Raw genomic sequence first — 19,766 nt, forward strand, 5'->3', positions numbered from 1 at the left:
TGCATAACCCCCTAATCCTGCGATAACCAAGTGCGCAATAATTTAGCAAACTCATCCGGTTTCTCTCTCGCCATTTTTTCTAATTGTTTTCTCTTCATTGATCCTTCCGTTTCCTGTTCATTGTTCACATCCGGTATATCAAATTCCTCTTGTTCTTCAATAACCATCTCTTCTTCCATTTCCTGTTTGTTTTTACGGGAACGCAAGAAAAGGAACAGAACAATAAGTAGGGCAATCAGCAGAATTCCCCCCACAATGTAAGCCCACAATGGGATTTGAGTGTTCTTGTCTTCATCAAAAGAAACTTTGCCATTGAATTTCTGGACAGAAACAGCAATTTTTTTATCTATATCTTCATCTGAGATTTGCTCACTTTTATCATCTTTATCAATCGTAGTGCGGATGATAGTTCCAAGAATTTTTGTAATATCATCGACGCGGTCCTGAGGCAGTGAGTTTAGGTCCTTAGGGTTTGGAGGTTCAACCATTACCTGTATACCTAAGTCTTTTACTTTATAAGGACTCTCCACTACTTCCTTCTTAATGCGGTTCACTTCATTATTGATCGTTTCTTCCGTTTTTTCATAATCGCCATCGCTTGAGGAGCCTTCAGCATACTGTGAGCTTGTCCCCAGGGAGTCGGATGCATCTTCCCCTTGCGGAACCCCACCGGCGGCGCCTTTTCCTGTAAACGTCTCAGTCAGCTTCTTAGCGCTGATCGCGATGCCTGCCATATTTTCTTCGTCGACAGGAGTTACAAGATTTTCTTCTCTTTTTTCCTGTGAGAAATCAACATCCGCTGTAACCGATGCCACAACTTTATCCTGGCCCATGATAGTCCCAAGCATTGCTTGTACACGTCTTTGTATATCCCGTTCAATTTGTTTCTTGATTTCAAATTGATCTCCAATTGTCGAACCATTGGCTAGCTTATTGCTATTGTTCAAATCATAATACTCGAAATTTTGATTCATGATGGCGATATTTTCTTCAGGAAGGCTCGGGATGCTTTTCGATACCAAATGGTATAACGCTTTGATTTGGTCATCCTGGAATTTATAGCCCGGTTTTACATTCAAAATGATAGAAGCGGATGCCTGTTCATTATCATCCGTTACAAATACGCCTTTATCAGGCATGGATATCATTACTTTTGCGTTTTGGACACCATCAATTTGCTTAATTAGATTGGCTAACTCCGTCTGTGTGGCATCCAGCTTCATTACATTGAATTCGTTATCTGTCATGCCCATTTTGGCATTATCGCTAAAAAAGGAGTAATCGATGCTCCCTGTCTCAGGCAACCCTTCTGCTGCCAATTGGACTTTTAATGTGTCCACCTGTTCCTTTGGCACCATGATGGTTGTGCCGTTATCAGCTATTTCCGTCTTGATTCCCTTAGCGTCCACATTTTCTTTAATGCTGCCTGTCTCTGCAGGAGATAAATCTGAATATAAAGGAACCATTGTAGGTTTCATCGCATACCAGGATGCCGCTCCAATAAATGCGATTATGAGTACAACAGAGCCGATCATGATTCCCTTTTGCTTGCTGGATTTGCTTTGCCAAAACAGTGTTACTTTATTTTTAAATTGTACTAGTTTCTCTTTCATCATGTTCCCCCGACCGCTTTGTCATGTTACTTTGTTCTCAGGATTATTCTTTTTCAGCTCGATAGGAAAATGATGTTTATACCTGCATTCTCATTATTTCTTGATAGGCTTCCACTGCTTTATTTCTAACCTCCAGTGTTGTCTGCATCATTATGTTCGCTTTTTGCGAAGCGATCATAACCGTATGTAAATCAACTTGCTCACCTTTAGCAAGCTTATTTGTCAATTCATCTGATTGTAGTTGCGAGTTGTTTACTTCGTTGATGGATTGCTTTAACAGAGAGGAAAATGATTTCTGGGCTTCTGCTGGTGTAGTGTTAGTGCCTGAAGACGGCTGCAGTGTTTGCATCATCTTTGGAGTGAATCCTGTGATTTTCATTTCAAAAACTCCTATCTATTTGCCAATTTCAAGTGCTTTCATCATCATGCTTTTTGATGCATTAAATACCGTTACATTCGCTTCGTATGATCTAGTTGCGCTCATCAGGTCAACCATTTCCCTTAACGGATCGACATTCGGCATACTTACATAACCATTCTCGTCCGCATCTGCATTCGTCGGATCATATACTAGTTTGGCAGGGCTATCGTCTTCAACTACTTTAGCGACCTTGACCCCTTCACCCACACCTGATTGTGAGCCCATTGCTTTATTCAGATAAGAAGAAAAAGGTGCATTCCCTGGCTGAAGCACGACCATTTTTCGTTGATATGGCTGCCATTTCCCATCGACATATTTTCCTCTTGCCGTATCAACATTTGCCATGTTACTCGATATGACATCCATTCGAAGCCTTTGGGCTGTAAGTGCAGAAGCAGTACTGTTCATCCCTTGGAATAAAGCCATAATTACTTGCCTCCCCTAATTACATTCTCAAGTGATTTCAATTTCCCGCTCATCCGATCGATTAGTGCATTGTAATAAATCTGATTAGTGGCCATAACGCTCATTTCTTTATCCGGATCTACCGAGTTGCCATTATTGTTGTACGAAACATTCTGTTTAACAAACACCCCAGGGGTGCTCCCTTCATTTGAAGTAAAAGCCATATGCCTTGCATCTGTACGGTTTGCTTGAAATTTATCCATTTCAGAATCAAGCATATTCCGAAAACTGACACTTTTCGCCTTATAGTTCGGCGTATCTGCGTTTGCTATATTGTCTGCAATCACTTTTTGTTTTGTACCCGCATAATTTAAGGCACTTTCTAATCCAGCAATAGTGCCTGAAAAAATCGACATCTTCGTCACCTCATTCTTTTATCTTCAGTATGCTTAAAATCCATATAGTGAAAAATATCTACCTTTTTTAAACAATCATCTACTCTTACTATTAAAGTACAAGTAATGTCCTATATAATAAAGCTTTGTTCATAAAATTTCTTAAATTCGTCATATATCCCCCATTCAAAACACATTTTACCCTCATTTTTTGCAAAGGGACTTATATAATAGGTCTAAGATGTCTTTTCTTGTTGATATATACATAATAATGAAAAATTTGAAAAAATAATGCATACTTATGACCTATTTTGAAACACATACCATTCTATGGTAATTATTAACAAATAAAGAAAAATATTATACAAAAGTTTATAATTGGGTTATATTGGAAGAATATTCACCAATTCATTTCTATTTTATGGCAAATTATTCATTTTTCTTATGAATCTTTTGGAATTTACCGGCATCTATATGACAATTCAATAGTCAAATATCCCTATTTTTTAGGAACTTTTACTCAAAAAAAAATAACTTTTTTTCATAAAAAGTTAGTGTTTAAGGCATATTAATAAATTATTTTGCATGACGAGGATGAGAATGGTCACTAAAAACAAAAAAACCAGCCGAATTCGGCTGGTTTTTTTCATTAATGATTTTTCAATTTTTCCAATTCTACAAGGAACTTATTATTCAACACTTTAATATATGTTCCTTTCATTCCAAGTGAACGTGATTCGATTACACCAGCACTCTCAAGCTTACGCAATGCATTTACGATCACTGAACGGGTAATGCCAACACGGTCTGCAATCTTGGAAGCTACAAGCAAGCCTTCGTGGCCATTCAGTTCTTCAAAAATATGCTCGATTGCTTCTAATTCGCTGTAAGACAATGATGAAATAGCCATTTGGACTACAGCTTTGCTACGCGCTTCTCCTTCAATCTCATCCGCTTTCTCGCGAAGGATTTCCATACCTACCACTGTAGCGCCATATTCAGCCAGGATTAAATCATCATCTTGGAATTTTTCTTCAAGGCGTGCCAAAATTAACGTTCCTAGTCTTTCGCCCCCACCGATAATAGGCACTACAGTTGTTAAACCGTTTACGAACAAATCTTTGTTTTCGACGGGAAATGCTGTATATTCGCTGTCTACGTTCAAGTTAGAAGATGTTTCTTGAAGATTGAAAAGGCTGTTCGTATATTCTTCAGGAAATTGGCGGTCTTCGAACATTTTTTTCATGCGCTCGTTTTCAATTTGTTGGTTAATGGAGACTCCTAGAAGCTTCCCTCTTCTGCTCACAACATATACATTTGAATCGATTACATCGCTCAAGATCTCAGCCATTTCCTTAAAATTAACTGGTTTTCCAGCTGCATTTTGAAGCATTGCATTAATCTTTCTAGTTTTTTCAAGTAAATTCATGAATAAGTTCCTCCTAATAGATGCGATATTAAATTTTATGTGTAGATTTTCCTCTGATAGTACAATCACTTGAAAATAACGTTGGATGAACCATTAAGTAAAAAGATCTCTCTTCTGTTTAAGAACGAAGCTTTTTGTTTAGTTATAAGATAAATTGGCTGAGATCCTTATTTTTAGAGATGGATCCAAGCTTTTCTTCCACATATTGCGGAGTAATTTCGATCTTTTCCATCGTAATATCCGGAGCCTCGAAAGATAAGTCTTCCAAGAGCTTCTCCAGAATGGTATGCAATCTTCTCGCACCTATATTATCTGTATTTTGGTTCACTTCATACGCTACTTCTGCAATCCTACGAATAGCATCGTCAGAAAATTCTATTTGTATACCTTCTGTTTCTAATAAAGCTTTATATTGTTTAATTAAGGCGTGGTCGGGCTCATGCAAAATCCGTTGGAAATCCTCTACAGATAGCTTCTGCAGTTCGACACGGATTGGGAATCTCCCTTGTAATTCAGGGATTAGATCCGAAGGCTTGGCGATATGGAAAGCCCCGGCCGCGATAAATAGTACATGATCTGTTTTGACAGGGCCATACTTAGTGACAACGGTCGACCCCTCCACAACAGGCAGGATATCGCGCTGAACACCTTCCCTGGAGACATCTGCGGAAGAGCTTCCCGTAGATTTGCTTGCGATTTTATCAATTTCATCGATGAAGATAATACCCGTCTGCTCCGCTTTCACGATAGCTTCCTGGGTTACTTCATCCATATCGATTAATTTGCCGGCTTCTTCATTTGTTAGCACGATTCTTGCTTCTGCAACAGTCAGCTTACGCTTCTTACGCTTTTTGGGCATTAAGTTGCTGAATGCATCCTGCATATTCATGCCCATTTGTTCCATTCCCGAACCCTGAAGCATGTCAAACATGGATGGGGGCTGCTCCTCCACTTCGACAGTCACAACCTCTTCTTCCAGTTTCCCGGCTTCAAGCTCTTTCTTTATCAATTCACGCTTTGTCTTTAAACTGTTTTCTTCAGAGGATTGAGCTTCCTCTTGGTCATCCTGGTTGCCGGAATCATTGCCGCCAAAAAACATTTCCAGCGGATTTTTAAATCCTGCAGATTTCTTTGCTGAAGGAACTAGCAATTCAACCAATCTTCTATTGGCATTGCTCTCCGCCTGCTCTTTAACGCTTAACATCTTTTCTTCTTTCACCAACCGGATGGCCGTTTCAGTCAAATCCCTAACCATGGATTCAACATCCCGGCCAACGTATCCTACTTCAGTGAATTTGGTTGCTTCCACCTTAACAAAGGGGGCGTTGACCAATTTCGCTATTCTCCGGGCAATTTCTGTTTTACCGACACCGGTAGGGCCGATCATAAGAATATTTTTAGGAACAACTTCCTCCCGTAAACTTTCAGAGAGCAGGCTTCTTCTGTATCGGTTCCGTAAAGCTATCGCTACTGCCCGCTTTGCATCATTTTGGCCTACAATATATTGGTTAAGTTTATCAACAATCTGTCTTGGGGTAAGATTACCTCGGTTATTCTTCATCATCGCAGCCACCTCATTTATAATTCTTCAATTATAATATTGGAATTAGTAAATACACAGATTTCACCGGCTATAGTTAGGGAAGCCTCCGCGATTTCCCTTGCTGTCATACTGTCGCCGGAATAGCGTTTCAGCGCTCTCCCGGCACTTAGTGCATAGCTTCCGCCTGAACCGATCGCCAGCATGCCATCATCGGGCTCAATGACCTCCCCTGTGCCTGATACAAGCAACAGGCTGTCCTTGTCCATAACAATCAGCATGGCTTCCAATTGGCGCAGCATTTTATCGCCCCGCCATTGTTTGGCCAGTTCCACTGCCGCTCTTTGAAGATTACCGTTATACTCCTCCAGCTTTCCTTCGAACATTTCCGATAGCGTGAAAGCATCAGCCACAGATCCGGCAAATCCGGCTAATACCTTTCCTCTAAACAGCCGTCTTACCTTTCGTGCGGTATGCTTCATCACGATTTGATTGCCAAGCGTCACCTGGCCATCCCCTGACATTGCACACTGTCCTTTATGCTTAATCGCAAAAATAGTAGTTGCATGAAAATTTCCCATCGTATTTCTCCTTTCAGTACAGGCTATGCCCGTGGATGTGAAGATTGATATACTTTCCGCAGTTGATCCTTTGTTACATGTGTATAGATTTGTGTAGATGAAAGATTGTCGTGGCCCAGCAATTCCTGGACAGAACGCAGGTCCGCGCCGTTATTCAATAAATGGGTGGCAAAGCTGTGCCGCAACATATGCGGATGAAGCTTGCCGTCTATACAGGCATGTTCTATCAATTGTTTCAGTATGTGCCGTATTCCCCGGACTGTAAGCGGTTCACCGCGGGAATTAACAAACACATAATCATGATCTGCCTTTTTCATGAGTTTTTTTCTAGCATCATTTATATATTTATGCAAAGCGCTGCCTGCATATTTCCCAAATGGGACATAGCGGTCTTTTTTCCCTTTACCGTGCACAAGAATGGTTTCCAGATCAAAGTGAATATCTTTCAACGTAAGTCCACAACATTCACTTACCCGAATTCCTGTTGCATATAACAATTCCACCAAAGCAAGATTTCTAATCCCTAGCGTTGTCGAAGGGATCGAAGCCAAAAGCTTTACGATTTCTTCTTCATACAGAAATTGTGGAAGCTTTTGTTCTTTTTTCGGGAGGGAAACTAGGGCAAAGGGATTCTCGGCAGCCAGTTCTTCTCTCATAAGCCATTTATAAAAGCTTCGCAAACAGGAGGTTTTCCGGGCAATCGATTTCTTTGCCATATCCTTGTTATACAGCTTTGTTAAATACAGCCTTGCATCAAAAAAAGAAACAGTATGTATATCAGCAATAGATTGTTCATCGATGAACATGAAAAATTCATTAACATCTTTGCTGTAGTACTCGATTGTATAATCAGAATAATTCTTTTCCAATTGTAGATATTGTAAAAAAGCACGAAGAATGTCATCTTTACTTTGCATTCATTTCACCTCACAAGGGCTACTAAATCGTAACACAATTCAGCAGCCCATGCAATTAATAGTGCAAACTTTTCACAAAGTTCTGAATTGTTTCCAATGCCCGTTTTGCATGCCTTTCATTTCGTTCTTTTTTCCCTCTGATTTTCTCGGGAAGGTCAGGGAATAAACCGAAATTAGCATTCATCGGCTGGAAATTTTTCGGATTTGCAGTCGTAATGTATTTTGCCATACTTCCCATTGCTGTCTCAGCAGGCAACTCAACAGGCTCTTGCCCAGCAGCCAAAAGAGCTGCATTCATTCCGGCAATTAACCCTGACGCGGCTGATTCAACATACCCTTCAACACCCGTCATTTGTCCCGCAAAGAATAAATGCTTGTTGTTTCTGACCTGATAAGTTGCATCCAATACATTCGGCGAGTTAATGAATGTATTGCGGTGCATGACACCATAACGGACAATCTCTGCATTTTCCAGGCCGGGGATTAAACGGATCACTTCTTTTTGGGCTCCCCATTTTAAGTGTGTCTGGAAACCGACAATATTGTATAGTGTTCCCGCAGCATCATCCTGTCTCAATTGGACCACCGCATACGGTCTTTTGCCAGTGCGCGGGTCTTCAAGCCCAACCGGTTTAAGCGGTCCAAAAAGCATGGTCTTTTTCCCACGGGAGGCCATCACCTCAACAGGCATGCATCCTTCAAAAAAGATTTCTTTCTCGAATTCCTTCAGTGGAACAGTTTCCCCTGAAATTAATGCTTCGTAGAAAGTGTTAAACTCTTCTTCATTCATTGGACAGTTCACATAGGCTGCTTCCCCTTTATCATAGCGGGATTTGACGTATACCTTGTCAAAGTCAATACTATCTTTTTCAATGATAGGTGCGGCCGCATCGTAAAAATACAAATGCTCTTCACCGGTTAATGCAGATAGTTTTGCAGAGAGATCCGGGCTCGTTAGCGGCCCAGTTGCGATAATGGTAAGGCCTTCAGGTATTTCGCATACCTCTTCATTCATGACGGTAATATTCTCATGTGTCCGCAATGCTTCAGTAATACGGCCGGCAAACTCGTGTCGGTCTACGGCAAGCGCCCCGCCCGCAGGCACGGAACTTTCATCGGCTGCCTTCATGATCAAGGAATCCATTTGGCGCATTTCTTCTTTCAAAACGCCGACTGCATTCGTTAGAGTATTGGCTCTTAAAGAGTTGCTGCAAACCAATTCAGCAAATTTATCTGTATGATGTGCAGGCGTCATTTTGACCGGTCTCATCTCAAACAGTTTTACTTTAATGCCTCTATTAGCTATTTGCCATGCCGCTTCACTTCCCGCAAGTCCTGCTCCAATTACATTTACTGTCATATTTGACATGTTAAAACCTCCAAATAAAGAAATGTTTGCTTGTCCTGTACATTACACATTTTTTTGATCCTAATAAGGAAAGCAAGGCTCTATAAAACAAAAATCGAAATTTCTTTGGTGAGTCATCAAAAAATCATGTAAGCAACATGGGATGTCAATCGATTCCATTATCAGAGACTTGAACTGCTTTATAGCCCATTTAGATATCAACCAGTAAAAAAGATATATTGATATGTACATTTTCAACTGGTAGCATAATCCAAACTTTATATTATCAATAAAAGAACAGAAGATAATTCTTTCATTCTTTTTCGTAATATTATTTCAGTAAAATAACTGAGCCGAATGCAATTATATCCTTATTGTTCTTAATTTGTCCATATACATTTCACACAAAATTGAATCTTTGTGAAAAAATGTTCACTAATTATTCTTATCATTATTAAACTACTGGGTATTCAGGACAAATTTGCTATATGAAAACTATTTTCGCCTTTTTTTTAGGTCACCAATCAAACAATAGATTGATGAAGCCTTAAATAGTTTAACAAATATTCTTTAAATTTACCTTAAAATAGCTTTATACATAGATCTGTTCTCAAATAGGTTGATGAGAGGTGTAGACTAAGATAATAGGAACCTGCTTAATCATCTGTCCCGCCAGCTACATTAGCAACAAATTGCCGAAAACAACCGTCCATATATCCTTTCGGCCAGAAAAAAAGCAGGGGCGATTAGCTCCCTACTTTTGCTGACTCTCCTTATAATCACACTGTGTACATTGTACCTGCACGCCCTTTTTAAGCTTTTTCTCTACGAGTAAGCTTTCACATTTAGGGCATTTTCGTGCGATTGGTTTATCCCAAGAAATAAAATCACATTCAGGATATAAGTTGCAACCATAGAAGATCCGCTTTTTCTTGCTTTTCCGTTCAATGATTTCCCCTTTGCCGCATTTCGGGCAAGGTACATCGATTGACTTTACGATCGGTTTTGTATTTCTGCATTCCGGAAAATTGCTGCAAGCCATAAATTTGCCGTAACGCCCCATTTTGAACACCATCGGGCTTCCGCATAGCTCACAATCTTCTCCGGCAGGCTCATCCTTAATCTCTACCTTTTCCATTTCAGCTTCTGCTTTATGCAAATGGACCTCAAAATCCTCATAGAAATCTTTTATGACCTCTTTCCATTTGATTTCCCCTGCTTCGATATTATCCAATTCTTGTTCCATATTGGCAGTAAATTCCACATCAAGGATATCAGGAAAGAATTCTTCAATTAGCTGAGATACAATTTCACCGAGTTCAGTCGGGATAAAACGCTTATTATCCAATGATACGTAACCCCGCTTTTGAATTGTATCCAAAGTAGGGGCATAGGTGGATGGACGGCCAATGCCCCGCTCTTCAAGCGTTTTCACCAGTCGTGCTTCCGTATATCTTGGAGGAGGCTGCGTAAAGTGTTGGGCTGGTTCAATATCTTTGGAATATACCAGGTCGCCCTCCTTCAAATCCGGCAAATGATTGTCCTTCTTCTCTTCCACATTGTCATCGGTTCCTTCAACATACACTTTCATGAAGCCAGGAAACTTTATTTTACTGCCTGTCGCCCGGAAAAGAACTTCGTTATTCTTTAAATCGACGCTCATTGTATCCAATACGGCAGGCGCCATTTGGCTCGATACAAAACGTTCCCAGATTAGACGGTATAATCGATGCTGGTCACGGGACAAAAACTCCTTGACCGATGCAGGGTCCTTCATTGTGCTTGTAGGGCGCACCGCTTCATGGGCATCCTGGGTTTTGCCTTGCTTCTTATCTTTCCGATGTTCCTTTATGACAAATTCCTTGCCGAAATGACTTTCGACATATTGTGCACATTCTGCCACAGCTACATCAGAAATACGGGTTGAATCTGTTCTCATGTACGTAATCAGCCCGACTGTCCCTTCCTTGCCCAAGTCGATTCCTTCATACAGCTGCTGAGCGAGCATCATTGTCTTTTTTGCCCGGAAATTCAATTTTCTAGCTGCTTCCTGCTGTAAGGAAGACGTCGTGAAAGGAAGTGCTGGATTTCGTTTTCTTTCTTTTTTTGTAACAGATGAAACGGTAAAATCATTGCCGTCCATGTTAGCTTGAATACGCTTTACATCTTCTTCCGTATGTAAAGGAACTTTTTCGCCTTTATAGCTAAAGAAAGAACCTTCAAAAACGTTATTCCCTTTTTGGAATTGAGAGCCGATTGTCCAATATTCTTCAGGATTGAAATCAAGTATTTCCTTTTCCCGGTCGATAATCAATTTCACCGCAACAGATTGAACACGGCCGGCGCTCAATCCTTTTTTTACTTTCTTCCATAATAATGGACTGATATTGTAGCCGACCAATCTGTCCAAAACACGTCTCGCTTGTTGGGCGTCTACTAAATCCATATTGACGGAACGGGGATGCTTGAATGAATCCTTAATGGCATCCTTAGTTATTTCATTAAATACTACCCGGCATTTGGATCCTTCATCCAAATTCAACGATTTTGCCAAATGCCATGCAATTGCTTCCCCTTCTCTGTCGGGGTCAGCTGCAAGATATATTTTCTTAGCTTTCTTTGCTGCTGCCTTAATTTCTTTCAGGACAGGGCCTTTTCCGCGAATCGTTATATATTTAGGTTCGAAGTTATTTTCTTTAGTAACACCCATCTGGCTTTTGGGCAAATCAATAACATGTCCCATAGATGCTTTTACTTTATATTTTTTTCCAAGGTATTTTTCAATGGTTTTTGCCTTGGCTGGTGATTCTACTATGACAAGATATTCTGACATGCAAAATCCTCCTTAAGAGGTAATTTAAATCCATACTATTATTATTCATTTAAAAATCGTTTGTCAATCCGTACAAACGATGTAAGGTTATTTCCTGCTTTCCTTTACCTGCATGCTTTACTTTGAAAGTGCAGTTCTAATCATTGCACATTAAATGCACATTTGGCAAATAAAGAGGTTTTATAGGCAGCTAAGCGATTGGTTAAAACCTCTTGCTAGAGTAGACTGCTTCATTCATACTTACAGCTAAATATGCCGCCAGCATAGTCAAGCTGGACCAGTTAATCTCCTTACAGTTGCTCCTTCAATACGGATTATCATTTATATGTGCTTGAAGCCCAATGTATATCAAAATGATAAACATTTCAACCTATTTCGAATTCTATCCATGCAAATTTCTTACAAATTTCATATTTACATAGTTTTAATAAGCTGTAAACAAAAAAAGAACCCAATTCATAAAAAATCAATCAAACGGCTTATACAATCCAGCCGATTGATTGATTTTACCACTGCAATTATCCAAGTTCCTTCATTATATAGAGACTAGTTTCTTACGATTTCTTCTTCGATATCCTCCGGTCTCAAAATCAGCTTGGCACCTTCTTGAATCAATAGATTGGTTCCTGATGAGCGCTCGCTGAAAATGCTGCCTGGAACAGCAAACACGTCTCTTCCTTGCTCCAATGCTGTCTGTGCGGTTATGAGTGAACCACTTCTGCTTTTTGCCTCAACAATCAAAACTGCGAGGCTCATTCCACTGATAATTCTGTTTCGCATCGGAAACATAAACGGCTGTGCTTTTTGGAAAGGCACTGTCTCTGAGATGACTAGCTGGCTTCTCATCATATCAAGCCCAAGGCTGATATTTTCCCTTGGATATATGTGAAATAGGCCGCCTGCCATGATTGCGATTGTTTTGCCTCCTTCCTGGATCGCACATTGATGCGCATAGGCATCAATTCCTGCTGCAAGGCCGCTAACGATTACATAATTCTGTCGAACAAGTGGAGGCAGAAGTTGATCAATCGCCATTTTTCCATATTCAGAGGGTTTTCGAGGGCCGACAACAGCCAAGGGCTTAAGTTCTGCCAGCAACTGTTTGTTCCCTTTCATATAAAGCACCCACGGAGGATCATAAATATGGGTCAATAATGAAGGATAATCCAGATCAAATGGAGTTAGCATTTCAATGCCATTATATGTGTATTGCCTAATTTTTTCTTCTATTGGGATGCGATGTAAATCCGAATGGAATAGGGATAATTGGGAGGGGGGTAAAAAAGGCAGGAGAAGTTGCCACTGTTTGATGGGGATATGCATGATTTTTTCAAGCTGTGGATCAAAAGCCAATATAGTTTGTATGCCCTTCCACCCGATTCCTCTGCAATGGTGGAGAAGGACAAGTTGTTTCTTAAATGTATCCAATAAGCATGACCTCAATTCCTATTTTTTATATACAAAAGCACACCCCCCATATGTGAGGGGTGTCCCTTCTGCCAACTACTGATTAATGTGTTTTACATTGATCGTATAGTCCTTTTTCTTTCAATACGGAAATAAGTGTTTCACCCATTACAGATGGTGTTTCTGCAACCTTAATTCCACATTCATTCATGACGCGGATTTTTTCGTCCGCTGTCCCTTTGCCGCCTGAGATGATAGCACCAGCATGACCCATGCGCTTTCCTGCAGGGGCAGTGCGTCCGCCGATAAAGCCTACAACAGGTTTAGTCATATTTTCTTTCACCCATTGCGCTGCTTCTTCTTCAGCTGTTCCCCCGATTTCACCGATCATGATAACTGCATATGTTTCCGGGTCTTCATTAAATGCTTTCAACACATCGATGAAGTTTGTTCCGTTTACAGGATCGCCGCCGATCCCTACAGCTGAGGATTGGCCCAAACCAGATTGAGTCAATTGATGAACTGCCTCATAAGTCAATGTACCTGAACGGGAAACAACGCCTACATGCCCTTTTGTATGGATATAACCAGGCATGATACCGATTTTGCATTCGTCCGGAGAAATAACTCCAGGGCAGTTTGGCCCGATCAAACGAGTTTTCTTGCCTTCCATATAACGTTTCACTTTCACCATATCCAATACAGGTATATGCTCTGTGATACAGATGACAAGATCCAATTCAGCATCAACCGCTTCAAGAATAGCGTCTGCCGCAAATGGAGCTGCCACATAAATGACGGAAGCATTTGCTCCTGTTTTTTCTACTGCTTCGCTCACAGTATTGAATACCGGCACTCCTTCAACTTCCTGTCCGCCTTTTCCTGGCGTTACGCCACCCACAATTTTAGTGCCGTATTCGAGCATTTGCTGTGTATGGAAACGGGCTGTTGAACCTGTAATCCCTTGAACAATAACCTTCGTGTCTTTATTAATTAAAACGCTCATGTTTCTCCCCCCTGCCTATTAACCTACTAATGATACGATTTTTTGTGCGCCATCAGCCATTGATTCGGCTGCAGTGATATTGATGCCAGAATTTTTAAGGATTTCTTTGCCTTCTTTGACGTTTGTTCCTTCCAAACGGACAACCAATGGCACTGTCAATCCTAATTGTTTAGCAGCTTCTACTACACCTTCAGCAATGATGTCACATTTCATGATTCCGCCAAAAATGTTAACAAAAATGCCTTTTACATGTTCATCGGATAGGATGATCTTGAATGCTTCCGTTACTTTTTCAGCTGTCGCGCTGCCGCCGACATCAAGGAAGTTGGCAGGGTCCCCGCCGTAATGCTTGATGATATCCATCGTTGACATAGCAAGACCGGCTCCATTAACCATGCAGCCAATATTTCCGTCCAATGAGATATAGCTTAAATCATATTTGGAAGCTTCAATTTCTTTAGGGTCTTCTTCTTCAAGGTCTCGGTATTCCACGATGTCCTTGTTGCGGTATGTTGCATTATCATCAAAGTTCAATTTAGCATCCAATGCCATTACTTTGCCGTCTCCAGTAACAACCAATGGATTGATTTCAGCGATTGAGCAATCCTTTTCTACAAAAGCTGTATATAGATTGATCATGAATTTTGCAGCTTGGCCGACCAATTCATTCGGAATGTTAATATTGAAGGCAATGCGTCTTGCCTGGAAGCTTGTCAATCCAACGACAGGATCGATAACTTCTTTAAAGATTTTTTCTGGCGTTTTTTCAGCCACTTCTTCAATCTCAGTGCCGCCTTCTTCAGAAGCCATCAAAACGACTCTGGATGTTTGGCGGTCCAATACTAAACCTACATAATATTCTTTCTTGATATCGCAGCCTTCTTCGATAAGCAAGCGTTTTACTTCTTTGCCTTCTGGGCCTGTTTGATGAGTTACGAGAGTTTTCCCAAGGATCTCGTCTGCATATGTACGCACTTCATCAAGATTTTTTGCTACTTTTACCCCGCCTGCTTTACCGCGTCCACCTGCGTGGATTTGAGCTTTTACGACACATACTTGTGTTCCGAGCTCTTTTGCAGCTTCAACAGCTTCTTCCACAGAAAATGCTACCTTGCCATTAGGCACAGCGACTCCGTATTTTCTGAGGACTTCTTTACCTTGATACTCGTGGATATTCATGTCCCATCCTCCTATCGACGTTCACAATTATTTAAACGCGCAATACAAACTGATTATTTAAAACAATACGTTCCAAAATAAACTCGATTGCGCTTTCATTGTATAAAATGTCAAAAAACTTGTCTAGCAATTACCCTCCAAAAACGAGAAAATATAATCCCACTATAAAAATCCAACTTTGGAAATTCACATCCCCTCCCTCTGTTGTATAACGCCTTCTTCCTCTATATCTTCATTGTGCAAACTTAAATAGGAATAAAATGAAAAGTGCTTCCCGGAGCGATCAAATCGATTAAGGGCATATCTTCCGCTATTATTTTTCCGGCTACGTTTACTTTTTCATCAGCTGGCAGGTCCTTCTTTAAAATTTGAAGTTCCCCGCTGTACCTTCCATATTTTTCATTATCAATCGTGATGCACCCCCTCTGTCTTACAACAGTATTTTCTTTAGAGACTTTTTGTCCTGGAAGAGCATATAATCTCGACGTCTCCGAACGGATGACATCCCTTGACGGATCCATTCTGCTTCGGTGGTAGATGTTGATGATGTCATATTGAACAGGATCATTAGTATAGAGATTGCACCTTAATCCGACTTTCCCTTCCTTCCACCATTCAAATTGCTCCAGACAAAAAGGCGAAATCGATTTATCGCCTATTATTACTTTATCAACATAGCATTCTTTTATATCCAGATAAGCAAAAAATGGCGAAATACGCCGATGTTCCTCCAGTGTCGGCAACGATTCGTATATAGGTCCCCTCAGCTCCCCATCGCCCGGAATAAATGCCATTACAGTGAGTCCGTATTCTTGTAGCCTTTTATTCTTTTCGATGAAGGAAAGGCGCTCCAGCCCCGTTTCAGGCCGCGGATAAAAATTGTGCCATACTTCTGTATGATTAGATTGAAGCCCCATCTTCAGCAGCGCTTCAAGAAAATCCTCGTTTAAGGTACTGGCGTTCAAAGCAATTTTCATTTTTTGGGATAACTCTACGATTTGTAAGGGTTCAATCCCGTAATCCAGCCTTATTCCAGCCACCCCCCACGAGATAAGCTCTTCTGCATTCTCCAGGCTAAGGCCAAGCAAGGGAAAAGAAACAGGCGATATATCGGCAAAAAGCTCCATACCGAGTTCCCTTGCCTGATTTCCCAGCTCTTTTAACAGGTCGGCATATCCTTTCCCATCGTCTTCCGGTATATGCAAAGACGTAAAGATGGTTGTAAAGCCAGCCTTTTTCATTCGTTTCAAATAAGCTAATTGTACCTCAGCTGTTTGCTGCCCGATGTAAATCGACATGCCGCGCATTGCCATTCGCTCCTTTTTCTATCAATTTAATAACGTTCCTACAAAGAGAAAAACAAGGAGGGAATCCCTCCTTGTTGCTTAATCCATATTTTCTACCATTTCTTCCTTGAAACCGAACAAATACGTAAAAATAAAGCCGGCAACATAAGAGATTACTAATCCAATAAAATAGTAGAAATATTTGCTTTCAGCAATAAGCGGGATCAATGATAGCCCTGAAACCCCTATTCCTGTTGCAGCTGTATGCATCAATGCCTGAAAAGCCCCGCCAAAAGCTGCTCCAAGGCATGCTGTTAGGAATGGTCTGCCTAAAGGTAAAGTAACACCGTAAAGCAAAGGTTCACCTATTCCCAAAAAACCGACCGGCAACGCACCTTTTATAATATTGCGTACTTTCTTGTTCTTCGTTTTTACAAAAACAGCAATCGCAGCGCCCACTTGCCCTGCTCCAGCCATTGCAAGTATAGGCAAAATAGGTGTTACGCCTGTAGAAGAAATGAACTCCATATGGATTGGCGTAAGGCCCTGATGCAATCCGACCATAACCAGAGGAAGGAATGTCCCGGCCAAAATAGCCCCGGCAAATGCGCCGCCTACATCCAAAATCCAATTAATTACCCAAATAATGCCGTCTGATAACCATCCTCCAACTGGCTGGATTACAATTAATGTGATGAAGCCGACCAATAAGACCGAAATTAAAGGTGTAAAAATAATATCTACAGCATTCGGGATGATTTTGCGTACATTTTTCTCAGTGAATGCCATCAGCCAGGCAGCCATAATGACCGCAAACAGGCCGCCACGGCCAACGACAAGCGCTTCTCCAAATAAGTGAAGGTTGGCAAGCGCCGGGTTGAACACGAAGATTCCTGCAATTGCTCCAAGTGCTGGTGTACCGCCAAATTCTTTGGCTGTATTCCAACCGACCAAAATTCCTAGATAAGTGAAAATCCCTCCTCCGATGAACAAAAGGATTTGCATTATCGTACCGTCTTTATCCGCGCCTCCGTTAACAGCAAAGTTGGCTATCCCGTTAATAATACCTGACGCAACAAGCGCAGGAATTAACGGAATGAATATATTTCCGATTTTACGGAGGAGATTTTTGAATGGAGTATTATTTTTCGCTTTTATTTCTGCTTTTTTATTTTGGCCCAGCGATGATCCATCTTCTGCCACTTCTCCAACTTTCATTCCTGTTAGTGTACTCATTTCATTGGCTACTTTTGTGACAAAACCAGGCCCTACTACAATTTGCAGCGTTTCATCATCAATTACACCCATGACGCCATCCAGTTTTTTGATGGCTTGGATGTCTACCTCCTTATGGTTCCGGATCCCCAAGCGCAACCGTGTCATACAATGATTGATTTGGCTTATATTATTATTTCCACCGACCAATCCGACGATTTCTCCTGCTAATTTTTGTTCTTTCTTCACCATGCTTCCCCCTTACGTATGAACTGCATTTGCTACTTTAAATCGCTGTGCGTACAAACCCCTTTGAAAGTGCCAGTTTCTTTTTCGCTTCTTGAAGCGAGCAATTTGTAAGTATCATGACTATAGCCGATTTTACATCTTTATCTGCCTGCCCATAAAAATGTTTGGCTGTTTCGTAATCTGCTTCGCTTGCATCCATAATAATACGGATCGACCTTTCAACCAACTTTTCATTTGTAGGCTGTACATCGACCATCAAATTTTTATACACTTTCCCGATGCCGATCATTGATGCTGTTGAAATCATATTCAATACTAATTTTTGGGCTGTCCCCGCCTTCAACCTTGTAGATCCTGTCAGAATCTCTGAGCCTGTATTAATCTCAACCGCCACTTGGCTATATTGGCTGATGGCGGCACCGGTGTTGCATGCTATACTTCCAGTGGAAGCGCCTACTAGCTTAGCATATTCTAATCCCCCAATGACATATGGAGTCCTCCCGCTTGCAGCAATGCCGATCACCATGTCATTTGAATGAAGGTTCAACTCCTTCAACTCGGCTTCAGCAAGTTCTTTCGAATCTTCCGCTCCTTCTATCGCTGCCAGAAACGCTTTTTCGCCGCCAGCGATAAGCCCAACAACCATCGATGGATCTGTACCGAAGGTCGGTGGGCATTCTGCTGCATCCAAAACACCCAAACGTCCGCTTGTTCCTGCCCCGATATAAATTAGCCGACCTCCTTTGTTGAAGGATTCTATTGTAAGCTCAATAAGAGCTTCAATATTCTTTAATTGTTGTTTAATGGCTACGGGAACACTCGCATCTTCTTCATTCATAATGCTTAGAATATCAATCGTAGACATTTCATCCAGATTCATCGTTTTTGTATTTCTGTTTTCAGTTGATAGTTTTTCTAACATGTAATCCCTTCTTTTCCCTTAGTTGCCTTTTTGAATACGTTTCCATTATAATTCTTCTGAATTTTTAAATCAATAAAAACTACACATATTATGAAATTTAATTTCATTAAAAGAATATAAAAAAGCATATCTACTATAAAATATGCTTTCTTATGCCTCTTTATTTACGTTGCTCTATAATCTTTTCTCTTGATTGCGTCAACAAATCGACGATTTCTTGATCCATCAACCGAAAGATGCCCAAATACAAGGTATCGATTATATTCAATTGAGTCATTCTGGACGCTATGGTGCCAATTCTATGTTCTTCTTCAACATGTGGTGTACACAGCGTAATGTCGCTTAGTTTCATCAGCGGTGATTTTTGTAAAGTTGTGATGCTAATAACAATGACATTCCGGCTTTTTGCATAGTTCGCCAGTTCAACTACTTCTTTTGTTTTTCCGGATGTACTGATCAAGACAAGGACGTCTTTTTCCTTCATCATGGTTACAAGTGCAACTGTATAATGATAATCTGCTGAAGCAAGTGAATGGAATCCAAGCTTCATTAATTTATACTGTGCATCGACGGCGGGAGGATAGGATCCCCCGACACCATAAAAAGCAATGGTTCCCGCTTCCATAATGGTTGAGACGGCTTTTTCCAATTCCTTGCGGTCCAACGTATGCAATGTTTGCTCTATAGCAGATTTGTTGAAATAAGTGACCTTATGAAAAAGGCTGCTCGTTGTATCATTGCTGTGGATCAATGAAAAATCATTGATATTGCCTTCATTTTTTGTCTGGTCTTTCGCTAACTGCACTTTCAATAATTTAAAGCTGCGGATACCTATGCTTTTGCAAAATCTGACCACACTGGCTTCACTGGCATCCGCTTGCTGTGCCAGTTCCTTTGTTGTCATTGTCGGCACATATTCAGCATGGTCGATCACATAATCTGCGACCTTCTTTTCTGCATCTGTCAGGGAAGAACGTTTATTTTTAATTTTTGAAACCAATAATAGTTCATTCATCTTAT

The 19,766-nt window shown here is 40.8% G+C and carries 17 protein-coding genes; all 17 read right to left on the reverse strand.

Features of this window, described 5'->3' with window-relative positions:
- Window positions 1-11: 11 nt before the first annotated feature.
- Window positions 12-1,613: a flagellar basal-body MS-ring/collar protein FliF gene (gene fliF, locus ABC357_RS11330; protein WP_412887608.1), complete on the reverse strand. Its 1,602-nt coding sequence runs from the start codon at window positions 1,611-1,613 to the stop codon at window positions 12-14.
- 76 nt (window positions 1,614-1,689) lie between these two features.
- Window positions 1,690-1,965, reverse strand: a complete 276-nt coding sequence (gene fliE / locus ABC357_RS11335) for a flagellar hook-basal body complex protein FliE (RefSeq protein WP_412888642.1) — start codon at window positions 1,963-1,965, stop codon at window positions 1,690-1,692.
- A gap of 42 nt (window positions 1,966-2,007) precedes the next feature.
- The gene (gene flgC, locus ABC357_RS11340) at window positions 2,008-2,460 is read right to left on the reverse strand and encodes a flagellar basal body rod protein FlgC (RefSeq protein WP_412887609.1); all 453 of its coding nucleotides are present in this window, start codon (window positions 2,458-2,460) and stop codon (window positions 2,008-2,010) included.
- A gap of 2 nt (window positions 2,461-2,462) precedes the next feature.
- Entirely contained in the window at window positions 2,463-2,855 is a 393-nt protein-coding gene (gene flgB / locus ABC357_RS11345) for a flagellar basal body rod protein FlgB (protein ID WP_412887610.1), read from the reverse strand.
- 628 nt (window positions 2,856-3,483) lie between these two features.
- Entirely contained in the window at window positions 3,484-4,263 is a 780-nt protein-coding gene (gene codY, locus ABC357_RS11350) for a GTP-sensing pleiotropic transcriptional regulator CodY (protein WP_412887611.1), read from the reverse strand.
- Between the two features lie 142 nt (window positions 4,264-4,405).
- A complete protein-coding gene (gene hslU, locus ABC357_RS11355; protein ID WP_412887612.1) occupies window positions 4,406-5,824 on the reverse strand; it encodes an ATP-dependent protease ATPase subunit HslU in 1,419 nt (472 codons plus the stop codon).
- A 17-nt stretch (window positions 5,825-5,841) separates the two neighbouring features.
- Window positions 5,842-6,384 (reverse strand): ATP-dependent protease subunit HslV, encoded by a 543-nt coding sequence (gene hslV / locus ABC357_RS11360; protein ID WP_412887613.1) that lies wholly within the window; start codon window positions 6,382-6,384, stop codon window positions 5,842-5,844.
- 23 nt (window positions 6,385-6,407) lie between these two features.
- Complete coding sequence (xerC, locus tag ABC357_RS11365) at window positions 6,408-7,301, reverse strand: tyrosine recombinase XerC (protein ID WP_412887614.1); 894 nt, start codon at window positions 7,299-7,301, stop codon at window positions 6,408-6,410.
- 55 nt (window positions 7,302-7,356) lie between these two features.
- Window positions 7,357-8,670, reverse strand: a complete 1,314-nt coding sequence (gene trmFO, locus ABC357_RS11370) for an FADH(2)-oxidizing methylenetetrahydrofolate--tRNA-(uracil(54)-C(5))-methyltransferase TrmFO (protein ID WP_412887615.1) — start codon at window positions 8,668-8,670, stop codon at window positions 7,357-7,359.
- Between the two features lie 733 nt (window positions 8,671-9,403).
- Complete coding sequence (topA, locus tag ABC357_RS11375; protein ID WP_412887616.1) at window positions 9,404-11,482, reverse strand: type I DNA topoisomerase; 2,079 nt, start codon at window positions 11,480-11,482, stop codon at window positions 9,404-9,406.
- A gap of 546 nt (window positions 11,483-12,028) precedes the next feature.
- A complete protein-coding gene (dprA, locus tag ABC357_RS11380) occupies window positions 12,029-12,910 on the reverse strand; it encodes a DNA-processing protein DprA (RefSeq protein WP_412887617.1) in 882 nt (293 codons plus the stop codon).
- 82 nt (window positions 12,911-12,992) lie between these two features.
- On the reverse strand, window positions 12,993-13,895 hold the full coding sequence (gene sucD / locus ABC357_RS11385; protein ID WP_412887618.1) for a succinate--CoA ligase subunit alpha: 903 nt from the start codon (window positions 13,893-13,895) through the stop codon (window positions 12,993-12,995).
- Between the two features lie 18 nt (window positions 13,896-13,913).
- On the reverse strand, window positions 13,914-15,074 hold the full coding sequence (gene sucC, locus ABC357_RS11390) for an ADP-forming succinate--CoA ligase subunit beta (protein ID WP_412887619.1): 1,161 nt from the start codon (window positions 15,072-15,074) through the stop codon (window positions 13,914-13,916).
- 245 nt (window positions 15,075-15,319) lie between these two features.
- Entirely contained in the window at window positions 15,320-16,381 is a 1,062-nt protein-coding gene (locus ABC357_RS11395; protein ID WP_412887620.1) for a DUF871 domain-containing protein, read from the reverse strand.
- A gap of 78 nt (window positions 16,382-16,459) precedes the next feature.
- Complete coding sequence (locus ABC357_RS11400) at window positions 16,460-17,824, reverse strand: PTS transporter subunit EIIC (protein WP_412887621.1); 1,365 nt, start codon at window positions 17,822-17,824, stop codon at window positions 16,460-16,462.
- Window positions 17,825-17,861: 37 nt separating this feature from the next.
- Window positions 17,862-18,746 (reverse strand): N-acetylmuramic acid 6-phosphate etherase, encoded by an 885-nt coding sequence (gene murQ, locus ABC357_RS11405; RefSeq protein ID WP_412887622.1) that lies wholly within the window; start codon window positions 18,744-18,746, stop codon window positions 17,862-17,864.
- A 160-nt stretch (window positions 18,747-18,906) separates the two neighbouring features.
- Window positions 18,907-19,761: a MurR/RpiR family transcriptional regulator gene (locus tag ABC357_RS11410; protein ID WP_412887623.1), complete on the reverse strand. Its 855-nt coding sequence runs from the start codon at window positions 19,759-19,761 to the stop codon at window positions 18,907-18,909.
- Window positions 19,762-19,766 lie beyond the last annotated feature (5 nt).

The organism is Bacillus kalamii, from assembly GCF_047238185.1.
Lineage (GTDB): Bacteria > Bacillota > Bacilli > Bacillales > DSM-1321 > Bacillus_AD.

Excerpts from the sequence above, each read along its gene's own strand:
- fliF (WP_412887608.1), bottom strand. The coding sequence starts at position 1,613 with ATGAAAGAGAAACTAGTACAATTTAAAAATAAAGTAACACTGTTTTGG.
- fliE (WP_412888642.1), bottom strand. The coding sequence starts at position 1,965 with ATGATGCAAACACTGCAGCCGTCTTCAGGCACTAACACTACACCAGCA.
- flgC (WP_412887609.1), bottom strand. The coding sequence starts at position 2,460 with ATGGCTTTATTCCAAGGGATGAACAGTACTGCTTCTGCACTTACAGCC.
- flgB (WP_412887610.1), bottom strand. The coding sequence starts at position 2,855 with ATGTCGATTTTTTCAGGCACTATTGCTGGATTAGAAAGTGCCTTAAAT.
- codY (WP_412887611.1), bottom strand. The coding sequence starts at position 4,263 with ATGAATTTACTTGAAAAAACTAGAAAGATTAATGCAATGCTTCAAAAT.
- hslU (WP_412887612.1), bottom strand. The coding sequence starts at position 5,824 with ATGAAGAATAACCGAGGTAATCTTACCCCAAGACAGATTGTTGATAAA.
- hslV (WP_412887613.1), bottom strand. The coding sequence starts at position 6,384 with ATGGGAAATTTTCATGCAACTACTATTTTTGCGATTAAGCATAAAGGA.
- xerC (WP_412887614.1), bottom strand. The coding sequence starts at position 7,301 with ATGCAAAGTAAAGATGACATTCTTCGTGCTTTTTTACAATATCTACAA.
- trmFO (WP_412887615.1), bottom strand. The coding sequence starts at position 8,670 with ATGTCAAATATGACAGTAAATGTAATTGGAGCAGGACTTGCGGGAAGT.
- topA (WP_412887616.1), bottom strand. The coding sequence starts at position 11,482 with ATGTCAGAATATCTTGTCATAGTAGAATCACCAGCCAAGGCAAAAACC.
- sucD (WP_412887618.1), bottom strand. The coding sequence starts at position 13,895 with ATGAGCGTTTTAATTAATAAAGACACGAAGGTTATTGTTCAAGGGATT.
- sucC (WP_412887619.1), bottom strand. The coding sequence starts at position 15,074 with ATGAATATCCACGAGTATCAAGGTAAAGAAGTCCTCAGAAAATACGGA.
- ABC357_RS11395 (WP_412887620.1), bottom strand. The coding sequence starts at position 16,381 with ATGCGCGGCATGTCGATTTACATCGGGCAGCAAACAGCTGAGGTACAA.
- murQ (WP_412887622.1), bottom strand. The coding sequence starts at position 18,746 with ATGTTAGAAAAACTATCAACTGAAAACAGAAATACAAAAACGATGAAT.
- ABC357_RS11410 (WP_412887623.1), bottom strand. The coding sequence starts at position 19,761 with ATGAATGAACTATTATTGGTTTCAAAAATTAAAAATAAACGTTCTTCC.